This window comes from Clostridium sp. DFI.1.208 (assembly GCF_024463855.1).
Lineage (GTDB): Bacteria > Bacillota_I > Bacilli_A > Erysipelotrichales > Erysipelotrichaceae > Clostridium_AQ.
In genome coordinates this window covers 32,557-42,500 of the sequence record NZ_JANGCA010000042.1, presented here as the reverse complement: position 1 = coordinate 42,500, position 9,944 = coordinate 32,557, and the positions used below count along the sequence as shown (strand labels likewise).

The following is a 9,944-nucleotide window of genomic DNA, read 5'->3' as shown; positions in this document are numbered from 1 at the left end:
TATCATTTTTGGCATAATAAATGGCAGAAACGTCGACTATTTTTGGGTTTATGAAGTACGTTTCTGCCACAGATATTCTATCAGATTTTAAAAAGACTGTCGACAGTCACTTTGTCAACAGTCTGAATTCTCTTTTTCTTTAAGAAAAATATTTTCTTACAAATGTTAATCTGTCTATATTACCTGATAAAGATTCTAACAATTCTTCTTTAGAAATATTATATTCTCTCATAAATCTCACGCATAAAATCCCAATAAAAATATCAACTTCTGTTTCAGTATAATTGCTTACTAAAGTTTCAATTTCCAAAAGTGCTAACTTCGAGTCTATTTGTTTTTTCTTCATAAGAACACCTCATTACTCTAACATAGCCATATTATATCATTTAAGACTATGAGAATTTTTTTAATTCTTTCAGAATGCAGTCTATTTGCTTAAAGTTTATTGTGATAGTATAAATACACTTGGTAGTGGACTAATCGCTCTTAGAATTCATTTAAAATAGCAAATAATGTACCTGTAAGTTTTTATTTACTGCTTTGCAGAGTGTATTTAATTCTTTTCAGTAAAATCGGATAGCTTCTTTGTTTTATATGGTTGTTTTGGACTTTTTTCAATTTCTAGAATCTTTCTATCTCTAAGGTCAGACATATTATAAACACAGATGCTCAAATCTTCTAAATCTACTATTTCTTTAAAGCCTCTACGAATATAGTCTTTTCCACCATCTACTGTAATTGAGCCACAACGATATGATTTAATATCATGAGTTAGGTCAGTTTACAAGGAACTACACGCAGACCACGAAACGGGGGCTACTGACAACAAATAAAGGCTGAATATCAAGCACCGGGAAAGTGCGAGATATTCAGCCTGTTTTGTTGTCAGGGGTTTCCAAAGGGGCTTGCCCCTTGGCACACGACTTTGCTCGCAAAGTGTAGTGTGTTATACGCTCTGTCGGCGTTGCTGCGAAAATGCCGTTGCCAACCGGGAGGGCAAGGGCATTTGAAACGGCAGGAAAACAGGGCTGTGATTGCGTGGCGTGGAGCCGCAAGCGCAGGACTGGTTTCATCAGCAGACAGGGCGGATATGAAAGCCCCCGTCCCTCGTCCCACACCGGACTATGGGACAAAGTGTCCCATACGGATAGCCACACTTACGAAAAAACAGACGGATTTTTCTCTCAAAATTGAAATGGGCGGGAAGCCATTTTAAGGCTTTCCCGCCTTGATTGACTATTAGCAAAGACGGGCGGGACTGTCAACGGCGGCGCATAAAATGCGCCGTTCATCTTGACCGTTGACTGGCTCGGCTGGCTTTGCTATCTCCACGATAAATGGGATTTGTTATCTATCTGTCCAAGAATCGAATCTCGTTGAAATTTGTGGGTCGTATAGAGGGCAACCAAAATCAAGTAAAATATCCATGAGAGCGTTCATATCAGCCTCTTGCATACCATAGCAATCAAACCTTACGATTTGCGAAGTTGTAAAAACCTGAAATGCTCCATGTCCTTCTTTTTCAAAATCTTTGCCTCCACCTTGTATATTCCAGTCAGAAAAAGAATCAGCCACTTTTTTCAAAATCTCGTCAATCGGAAGAACTTCCAATACTTCCATTACCTCGCCATCACAACACGCTGTCTGATATACGGTTGAATGGTCATGTGCGGTATCTTCCTTGTACTTCCAAAAATTCAAATCCATACTCATTGTATAATCCTCCTGTTAAAAAAGTAAATTCAATTTTATCAATTTCTTATTTCCTCCCCCGCTGTGGGTTTGGATTTTTCAGCAAGTCCGACTTCTCCGAAATCTTTTTGAGCCATTTCTTTTCTTCCTCGGACAGCTTCTTATAGTTCAGCCGGAGCCGTTTGCAGATAAACGCCAGCGACGCTTGCTCCGGGTCGCTGTCTGGGCTGGCAGTTTCCTCGGCGGTCTGCAAGAAATCTTCCAGTGGATTGTCCTCCGGGACACTGAAAAAATCTTCCTTATGTGCTTCCCGCAGGTCAAGAGCTATCTTGCTTATGTCCTGCTGTATCACATAGCGGCAAAAGCTGTCATCATCAATATGGGCGGCGATAAGCTGTCTTAACTGCGGGTCGGACAAGCCGGGATTGTACTGCTTCATAATCGTTGCACTCATGGTGTCCACGATGGCGTTTGCGCTCTGTACCTGTTTTCCTGCGATACCGTTTACATAGATTTCAAGGTCAGCCATCAGCCGGGGAAAATCCGGGTGTACTGCCAGTTCACACAAGAGGGAATTATCTATCAACCCACTTTTCAAGAGTTCAATCATATCATCACTCAAACGCAGGTCTGCAAGATCAGCGTTTGGGTGATTTCTTGTTTGGGACAGCCCCAGTAGATAATCGGCGGTTACACCGTAAAACTTCGCCAGCTTGATAATAGCATAGTGACTGATGTCCTTAAAATCCTTTGCTTCATAGCTGCCCAGCGCAGACTTGGAGAGATTTACCTGCTCCTCAAGCTGCTCCAGCGTCAGCCCACGCTCCACACGCAAATCTTTCAATCGTTCTTGTATGGATAGTTCCATGCTCTCCCTCCTTGTCTGCTCGATAAATGGGAACTGTGTTTTCTTAATCTTCACTCAATGTTTTCAACATGAGTTCTTAAATAATCAAAATATTTTTTGCCATCATCATTACCGTCCTCGTCAGGCTCAAATATCTCCCTTCCTTCAAACATATAGGCTCTAAGCAAATATTCTGTGGCGTTTTTTTCGTCCCCTATTTCTAAACAACATTCACCTAATCGAAGCATAACAAACGGATTTCCATATCCCTCGCCGCTCAAATTCCCCCTTGCTTTGTCAAAGCATTCGTGTGCTTTTTCGTATTGTTTCTTTTGAAAATAAATATCGCCAATGGCAGCTAAAAACCATATGGTTTCACTGTAAAATTGCTGTGGCTCTGGGATTAGGCTAAGAGCTTCTTTCCATGCTTGTATAGCTTCCTCATATTGTTCTTCTTCCTCAAACTGATTGCCTTTTTGGGCTAATTCATCTAACTTAGTTTTTATTTGTGGTGTTAGTTCATCAATAGCCACTTCTTCATTTTTCTTCTTTGAAAACAGTCCCATAATATACCTCCGTGAAATTTCGATTTGCCATTCTATTTCTTCTATTCTACCACAATTCCAAGAGCGTGGAAATAGAGAGTTTTCCGGGCTGATTTCCGACCTTATGGATATACGGGGCGGGCGGTCTTTTAGGTGTAGACTTAAGGTAGTTCATCGATGAGCTGCACCTTGAAAAATGAATAACCGTCCGAAAAGGAATACCCCGGCAGGGGAAGCACCGCAACGAGCCACTTCGGGACAAAATGTCCCGAAGTCCGGGGAGCGTGCCAACGCCGGAAATCCTTTCGGGGAGAACGGCAAAGGAAAGCAAAATGGAGGGAACACATGAGAGAGAACCCATATAAACGACTGCCGCCCATAGAGCGCAGGCAGGACGGTTCCCTTTACCGCATGACACCGGCACAGAGGAAACAGGCAAACGCCCTGATCTGCCGGGAGTGCTGCTGTTATGAGGATGGGAACTGTATGCTCCTTGATGATGGGGACACCCACACCTGCCCCCAGACTATTTCTTTCTCGGTCTGCTGTAAGTGGTTCCGCTGGTCGGTCTTGCCGCAAATCGGAACGCTGGAAGCGGAGATTTTCCGGGATAAGGAGCTAAAACGCTGTGCGGTCTGCGGCGGTGTGTTCGTCCCTAAATCCAACCGGGCAAAATACTGTCCCGGCTGTGCCGCCAGAGTTCACAGGCGGCAGAAAACAGAAAGTGAACGGAAAAGGAGGTCTTGTGTGGACAGTTAGGGGCTGAAAAGTCCTTGATTTACAAGGCTTTGCAAGCACAGAACAGGGACAGGCAATAGAAACTACCGTCTGCCCCAGAAAACGGGGTTCTAACCGTCCACAAAACACGATATGACAAACACCATTTATATCCATCAGCCGGAAAAGGCGGTCAGCTTTACCCGGCTTCCCAATTTTCTTTTTGAAGCCCCCACATTCACGCCACTGTCCAACGAAGCAAAGGTATTGTATGCCTTTATCCTACGCCGGACAGACCTGTCCCGGAAAAACGGCTGGGCGGACGAATATGGGCGCATTTACCTCTACTATCCCATCAATGAGGTAGTGGAGCTGCTCCACTGCGGGCGGCAGAAAGCGGTCAACACCCTGCGGGAGCTGCAATATGCCGGACTGGTGGAGATCCAGAAGCAGGGCTGTGGAAAACCCAACCGCATTTACCCAAAATCCTACGAAGCGGTTCCAAACACCGACTTCAAGAAATCCCGTTCCGGTACGCCGGAGGACTGAAAACCGCACTCCACAAGTACGATAATCAATCCTCTTGAAGTACGGAAACCGGACGGTATATAGAAATACAGAGATAAAAAGATTGATTTATATTCTATCCATTCCCTTTCTATCCGAGATATTTTCTGCGGGATTTTCCTGTGGAAAAGTCCCGGAAAGGAATGGAATGGGGAAAGGAGTTTCATGGCACAACACGCAATTTTGCGATTTGAAAAACACAAGGGCAATCCGGCAAGACCGCTGGAAGCCCATCACGAACGGCAAAAGGAACAGTACGCCAGCAATCCCGACATTGACACCAGCCGGAGCAAGTACAATTTCCATATCGTCAAGCCGGAGAGCCGCTATTACCATTTCATTCAGAGCCGCATTGAACAAGCCGGATGCCGCACCCGCAAGGATAGCACACGCTTTGTCGATACGCTGATAACCGCCAGCCCGGAGTTTTTCAAGAAGAAGTCCCCAAAGGAAATACAGGAATTTTTCCAGAGGGCGGCTGATTTCTTAATCAGGCGGGTAGGGAAAGAAAATATCGTGTCGGCGGTGGTACACATGGACGAGAAAACGCCCCACCTGCATTTGGTCTTTGTCCCGCTGACAGAGGACAACCGCCTGTGTGCAAAGGAGATTATTGGGAACAGAGCCAACCTCACAAAATGGCAGGACGATTTTCACGCCTATATGGTGGAGAAATATCCCGACTTGGAGCGTGGGGAGAGTGCCAGCAAGACAGGCAGGAAGCATATCCCCACTCGGCTGTTCAAGCAGGCGGTCAATCTATCCAAACAGGCAAGAGCCATTGAAGCCACGCTGGACGGCATTAACCCGCTGAATGCCGGAAAGAAAAAAGAGGAAGCCATCTCCCTGCTGAAAAAGTGGTTTCCGCAGATGGAGAACTTCTCTGGGCAGCTCAAAAAATACAAGGTCACGATAAACGACCTTTTGGCGGAAAATGAACAGTTGGAAGCCAGAGCCAAAGCCAGCGAAAAAGGCAAGATGAAAGATACGATGGAACGGGCAAAGCTGGAAAGCGAGCTGCACGACATTCAGCAGCTGGTAGACCGCATCCCACCGGAGGTGCTGGCAGAACTGAAACGCCAACAGCGGCACACAAGGGAACGGTGATTGATGACAGAAAACATTTCACGCCGCAGCATGGCGGCACCGCACTTTGAAAACTAAATACGGAGGTACTATGGAGCATATCAGATACAAGAAAGAAACCGAAGTCGTGACTTTTCAGGGAAAGGAAATCACGCTGGAAAATCTCTCCCCGGTGTTCACGCTGGAGCAGGAAGCGGCAAAACGCCGGGAGCTGGAACAGCAGCTTTATGAGGTGTTCCGCAAGTATGCCGACAAACGGCAGAGTGAGGAAGCCGGGGCATAAGGTTTTCCGAAGCCATCGTTGATTTGCGGGGCTGCTGACGGTATAATAAAGGTGTCAGCAGCTCCGTTTCTTTTTTAAGAAAAGGAGCGACAATATGAACAATCGAATAGACGCAATCTATGCAAGACAATCGGTAGACAAAAAGGACAGCATTTCCATTGAAAGCCAGATTGAATTTTGCAAATACGAATTGAAAGGCGGGAACTGCAAAGAGTACAAGGACAAAGGGTATTCCGGGAAAAATACGGAGCGTCCACAATTCCAACAGCTTATGCGGGATATTGAAAGCGGCCTTGTGCGGAAAGTGGTGGTTTACAAGCTCGACCGCATCAGCCGTTCCATTCTCGACTTTGCGAAGATGATGGACTTCTTCCAAAAGTACGAAGTGGAGTTTGTGTCCTCTACGGAGAAGTTTGACACCTCCACCCCGATGGGGCGGGCGATGCTGAATATCTGTATCGTGTTCGCCCAGCTTGAGAGGGAAACCATACAGAAGCGGGTAACGGACGCTTACTATTCCCGTAGCCAGCGAGGTTTCAAGATGGGTGGGAAAACCCCTTACGGCTTCCATACAGAGCCGATTAAGATGGACGGTATCAACACAAAGAAGCTGGTGGTAAATCCAGATGAAGCGGCAAATATCCGGCTGATGTTTGAGATGTACGCCCAGCCCACAACCTCCTACGGGGACATTACCCGGTACTTTGCCGAACAGGGGATTTTATTCAACGGTAAAGAACTGATACGCCCCACGCTGGCGCAGATGTTACGCAATCCTGTCTATGTGCAGGCAGACCTTGATGTGTACGAGTTTTTCAAAAGTCAAGGGGCAGTCCTGGTCAATGACGCTGCCGATTTTACGGGCATGAACGGCTGCTATCTGTATCAAGGGCGGGATGTGAAGCCCAGCAAAAAGAACGACTTGAAAGACCAAATGCTGGTACTGGCTCCCCATGAGGGCATTGTTCCCTCCGACATCTGGCTGACCTGCCGTAAGAAGCTGATGAACAACATGAAAATCCAGTCTGCCCGGAAAGCCACCCACACATGGCTGGCGGGAAAAATCAAGTGCGGGAACTGCGGGTATGCCCTTATGAGTATCTTCAATCCCTCCGGCAAGCAATACCTTCGCTGTACGAAACGGCTGGATAACAAGAGTTGTCCGGGGTGCGGGAAAATCATTACTTCGGAACTGGAAGCGGTTGTTTATCAGCAGATGGTAAAGAAACTGGCAAGCTACAAGACACTGACAGGCAGAAAGAAAGCGGCAAAGGCAAACCCTAAAATTGCCGCCCTGCAAGTGGAGCTTGCCCATGTGGACAGCGAGATTGAAAAGCTGGTGGACAGTCTGACGGGTGCAAACAATGTCCTGCTCTCCTATGTGAATGTGAAGATAGCGGAACTGGACGGATGCAAGCAGGAACTTCTGGCGAGGATAGCGGAGCTGACGGTGGAAGCCATCAGCCCGGAACAGGTCAGCCAGATTTCCGGCTACCTCGACACTTGGGAGAATGTATCCTTTGACGACAAGCGGCGGGTGGTGGACTTGATGATTACCACCATAGCCGCTACAAGCGACAGCTTGAACATCACATGGAAAATCTGACGGGCGGAACCCCTCCCGTCAGACCGTTACCCTGTGTAGTCCCTTGTAAACTGTACTTTGATGTACTTTCAATAATATTTCCACAACTTTTGCATCTTACACGATTTTTGATAATTTTCATTTTATACATTCCTTTCAAATAATTATCTTTATTTATGATTATATCATTCACTTTATGATCTAGGTGTTGATGGTTAGAGAAAAATAGTAAGATTAAGTTTAAAAAAGTTTGTTTTTCTTAAAGATGATATAGTCTTGTTTATACTCTTGTTTATATCTTGTTTACGGAGTCCTAAAAACACTTTACATAAAGCAGAAATTAGTATAATAGGTAATAGTGGAAGCCAATACAGGTAATACTACAGACCAATATAGGTAATAGAGAAAGCCAACGCAGGTAATACTATAAACCAATAAAGGTAATAATAAATAGTGAAAAACTTACCTTATAATAGATATAGGTAATAATGTAGACCAACAAAGGTAATAATAAAAATTGACATTATTACCTATATTAGTATATATTCTAATTATAGAATATATGTGTGGGGGGGGATATATATGTTGAATGAAAATAATTTAGTATCTAAATCTAAAACAATTATTGATTTAAAAAACTTGGATTTGAATTTGCAAGAATTGAAAGTATTAGATGTTTATCTATCAAAAATCAATCCCAAAAATATTGATACAGCGAAAGTTAGATTTACAAAAAAAGAGTATTGTGATCTTATTTCTGTTAATTCAAATTGGCTGAAAACAAAAAGATTATCAAAATATCTACAACATCTCTTTAATAACAGTGTTGTAGAATGGCTAGATGATGAACAAGAAAATTTCAAATTACATCATTTATTTGAAGAAGCAGAATATGATAAAACAACACAGGAAATTATTTTAGAATGCGGTAGATCTGATTATGTACGAAGTATGTTTTTTGATATCAACACTTGTGGATATATAAAATATGCTTTAAAAAACACTCTTTATTTAAAATCAACTTATTCGATTAAATTATATCTTTATTTTTTACAAAACAGATTCCGCAAGAAATGGAAAATCGCATTGGAAGAATTAAAAGAAAATATTTTAGAAGTTTCTGATATTGAAACATATTCACAATATAAATTTTTAAATGCCTATATTTTGAAACCAAGTATTAAAGAGATAAATGAAAAAACTAATTTGGAAATTAAGTATTTTTCAATAAAAAAAGGTAATAGGATACACACATTGGAATTCACTTGTCATTTTAAGGATACGAATGAATTGATCAATGGAGAATTTAAAGAAAAAGATATTCCATCTATTTCTAGCAATTTAACTTGGGATGAAATAGAAAATGACATGGAATATGGTTCATTGGAATATGTTATTGCAGAAATCCAGTACACCTTCAAATCTGTAAACAAAAAAGAAGAATTAAACAAAGCTGAATTGGGCATCATAAAAGAACTATATGAACTATATGGTGGAAGAATGATGGTAGTTGCTTCAAGAGAAGCGAGTACTTATGAAAAATATTCTTTATACTACATGAAAGAATTGATGAAAACTTGGGTCATGAAAGGATACAGTGCCGAAGATGTGGAAAATGGAAAACGATAAAGAATAGGAGAGAATAGAAATTATGAAAAAGAAAATGTCAAAGATATTGCTTGTCTTATTGACAAGTATATTTGTTACTGGATGTTCATTGGATTTAAAGTCCGATAAACCTATAGAAAATGGAATGATTCAGGAGAATGTACAACTTAATGACATACCTGAATTCAGTAATGAGCCATATACCGTATTAAACGGGAATGTGCCTTTGTTTACGGATGAAGAAATTACAAGTACAGAAACATTTGAAGAATATTCCGATTTAGATGGATTGGGTCGGTGTAGTGTTGCTTTTGCTAATCTTCATCAAAGTATTATGCCAACAGAAGATAGAGAAAGCATTGGTATGGTAAAGCCTTCAGGATGGAAAACAGAAAAGTATGATTTTGTAGATGGAAAGTATTTATACAATCGGTGTCATTTAATCGGTTTTCAACTAGCAGGAGAGAACGCAAACGAAAAGAATTTGATTACAGGAACTCGCTTCCTAAATGTAGAAGGGATGCTTCCATTTGAAAATATGGTTGCTGATTATTTGAAAGAAACAAACAACCATGTGTTATATCGTGTTACTCCTATCTTTAAGGACAATGAATTAGTGGCAAGAGGTGTTACGATTGAAGCCTATTCTATTGAAGATCATGGAGAAGGAATTCAATTCTATGTGTATTGCTACAACAATCAACCAAAAGTAGAAATAAATTATCAGACAGGAGAGAGCAAGGAAATTGCATCTTCTTCTGAAAATGAGCCTAACGATAGTGAAAAAAGAACATTTGTCGTGAATAAGAATTCTAAAAAATTTCATGAAGAAGACTGTGCTAATGCAAATAAAATTTCTGATAAAAATAGAGAAGTCATTGAAAGTGATGTGAATTCACTGATTGAACAAGGATATGAACCTGCACAATGTTGTGTGAATGATTAAGAATATTATATATGATACGGAAATAAAAAAACTTATACCTTTATTTTCTTTGGCAAGGTATAAGTCTT

General features: G+C 42.0%; 12 protein-coding genes. 8 read left to right on the top strand and 4 right to left on the bottom strand.

All coding sequences use genetic code 11. The annotated features are described in order from the left end of the window. Window positions 1–139: 139 nt before the first annotated feature. The gene (locus NE665_RS17870; RefSeq protein ID WP_142691795.1) at window positions 140–346 is read right to left on the bottom strand and encodes a hypothetical protein; all 207 of its coding nucleotides are present in this window, start codon (window positions 344–346) and stop codon (window positions 140–142) included. Between the two features lie 660 nt (window positions 347–1,006). Between NE665_RS17870 and NE665_RS17865 the strand changes: the two genes are divergently transcribed. Then, window positions 1,007–1,216 carry a gluconolactonase gene (locus NE665_RS17865; protein WP_025512545.1) on the top strand — a complete coding sequence of 70 codons (210 nt, stop codon included), beginning with the start codon at window positions 1,007–1,009 and terminating at the stop codon, window positions 1,214–1,216. 131 nt (window positions 1,217–1,347) lie between these two features. Here the strand turns inward: NE665_RS17865 and NE665_RS17860 are convergent, their stop codons facing one another. From NE665_RS17860 to NE665_RS17850, 3 genes are read right to left on the bottom strand one after another with little or no spacing between them, the layout of a single operon-like run. Beyond that, window positions 1,348–1,713: a hypothetical protein gene (locus NE665_RS17860; protein WP_008398421.1), complete on the bottom strand. Its 366-nt coding sequence runs from the start codon at window positions 1,711–1,713 to the stop codon at window positions 1,348–1,350. A gap of 46 nt (window positions 1,714–1,759) precedes the next feature. Further along, on the bottom strand, window positions 1,760–2,560 hold the full coding sequence (locus NE665_RS17855) for a helix-turn-helix transcriptional regulator (RefSeq protein WP_009251526.1): 801 nt from the start codon (window positions 2,558–2,560) through the stop codon (window positions 1,760–1,762). Between the two features lie 50 nt (window positions 2,561–2,610). Next, complete coding sequence (locus tag NE665_RS17850) at window positions 2,611–3,105, bottom strand: tetratricopeptide repeat protein (protein ID WP_004462512.1); 495 nt, start codon at window positions 3,103–3,105, stop codon at window positions 2,611–2,613. A 324-nt stretch (window positions 3,106–3,429) separates the two neighbouring features. On the opposite strand from NE665_RS17850, the gene NE665_RS17845 reads away from it, so the two are divergent. From NE665_RS17845 to NE665_RS17815, 7 genes are all read left to right on the top strand, one after another. Beyond that, window positions 3,430–3,843 carry a cysteine-rich VLP domain-containing protein gene (locus NE665_RS17845; RefSeq protein WP_009251525.1) on the top strand — a complete coding sequence of 138 codons (414 nt, stop codon included), beginning with the start codon at window positions 3,430–3,432 and terminating at the stop codon, window positions 3,841–3,843. 111 nt (window positions 3,844–3,954) lie between these two features. Then, window positions 3,955–4,350: a replication initiator protein A gene (locus NE665_RS17840; RefSeq protein ID WP_025483968.1), complete on the top strand. Its 396-nt coding sequence runs from the start codon at window positions 3,955–3,957 to the stop codon at window positions 4,348–4,350. A 183-nt stretch (window positions 4,351–4,533) separates the two neighbouring features. Next, window positions 4,534–5,475 carry a MobV family relaxase gene (gene mobV, locus NE665_RS17835; RefSeq protein ID WP_025483967.1) on the top strand — a complete coding sequence of 314 codons (942 nt, stop codon included), beginning with the start codon at window positions 4,534–4,536 and terminating at the stop codon, window positions 5,473–5,475. 70 nt (window positions 5,476–5,545) lie between these two features. Then, complete coding sequence (locus NE665_RS17830) at window positions 5,546–5,737, top strand: hypothetical protein (RefSeq protein ID WP_025483966.1); 192 nt, start codon at window positions 5,546–5,548, stop codon at window positions 5,735–5,737. A 94-nt stretch (window positions 5,738–5,831) separates the two neighbouring features. Continuing rightward, window positions 5,832–7,343, top strand: a complete 1,512-nt coding sequence (locus NE665_RS17825) for a recombinase family protein (RefSeq protein ID WP_025483965.1) — start codon at window positions 5,832–5,834, stop codon at window positions 7,341–7,343. A 561-nt stretch (window positions 7,344–7,904) separates the two neighbouring features. Then, on the top strand, window positions 7,905–8,951 hold the full coding sequence (locus NE665_RS17820; RefSeq protein ID WP_142691797.1) for a replication initiation protein: 1,047 nt from the start codon (window positions 7,905–7,907) through the stop codon (window positions 8,949–8,951). Between the two features lie 22 nt (window positions 8,952–8,973). Beyond that, on the top strand, window positions 8,974–9,876 hold the full coding sequence (locus NE665_RS17815; RefSeq protein WP_142691798.1) for a DNA/RNA non-specific endonuclease: 903 nt from the start codon (window positions 8,974–8,976) through the stop codon (window positions 9,874–9,876). The last annotated feature ends 68 nt before the right edge of the window (window positions 9,877–9,944 follow it).

Excerpts from the sequence above, each read along its gene's own strand:
- NE665_RS17870 (WP_142691795.1), bottom strand. The coding sequence starts at position 346 with ATGAAGAAAAAACAAATAGACTCGAAGTTAGCACTTTTGGAAATTGAA.
- NE665_RS17860 (WP_008398421.1), bottom strand. The coding sequence starts at position 1,713 with ATGAGTATGGATTTGAATTTTTGGAAGTACAAGGAAGATACCGCACAT.
- NE665_RS17855 (WP_009251526.1), bottom strand. The coding sequence starts at position 2,560 with ATGGAACTATCCATACAAGAACGATTGAAAGATTTGCGTGTGGAGCGT.
- NE665_RS17850 (WP_004462512.1), bottom strand. The coding sequence starts at position 3,105 with ATGGGACTGTTTTCAAAGAAGAAAAATGAAGAAGTGGCTATTGATGAA.
- NE665_RS17845 (WP_009251525.1), top strand. The coding sequence starts at position 3,430 with ATGAGAGAGAACCCATATAAACGACTGCCGCCCATAGAGCGCAGGCAG.
- NE665_RS17840 (WP_025483968.1), top strand. The coding sequence starts at position 3,955 with ATGACAAACACCATTTATATCCATCAGCCGGAAAAGGCGGTCAGCTTT.
- mobV (WP_025483967.1), top strand. The coding sequence starts at position 4,534 with ATGGCACAACACGCAATTTTGCGATTTGAAAAACACAAGGGCAATCCG.
- NE665_RS17830 (WP_025483966.1), top strand. The coding sequence starts at position 5,546 with ATGGAGCATATCAGATACAAGAAAGAAACCGAAGTCGTGACTTTTCAG.
- NE665_RS17825 (WP_025483965.1), top strand. The coding sequence starts at position 5,832 with ATGAACAATCGAATAGACGCAATCTATGCAAGACAATCGGTAGACAAA.
- NE665_RS17820 (WP_142691797.1), top strand. The coding sequence starts at position 7,905 with ATGTTGAATGAAAATAATTTAGTATCTAAATCTAAAACAATTATTGAT.
- NE665_RS17815 (WP_142691798.1), top strand. The coding sequence starts at position 8,974 with ATGAAAAAGAAAATGTCAAAGATATTGCTTGTCTTATTGACAAGTATA.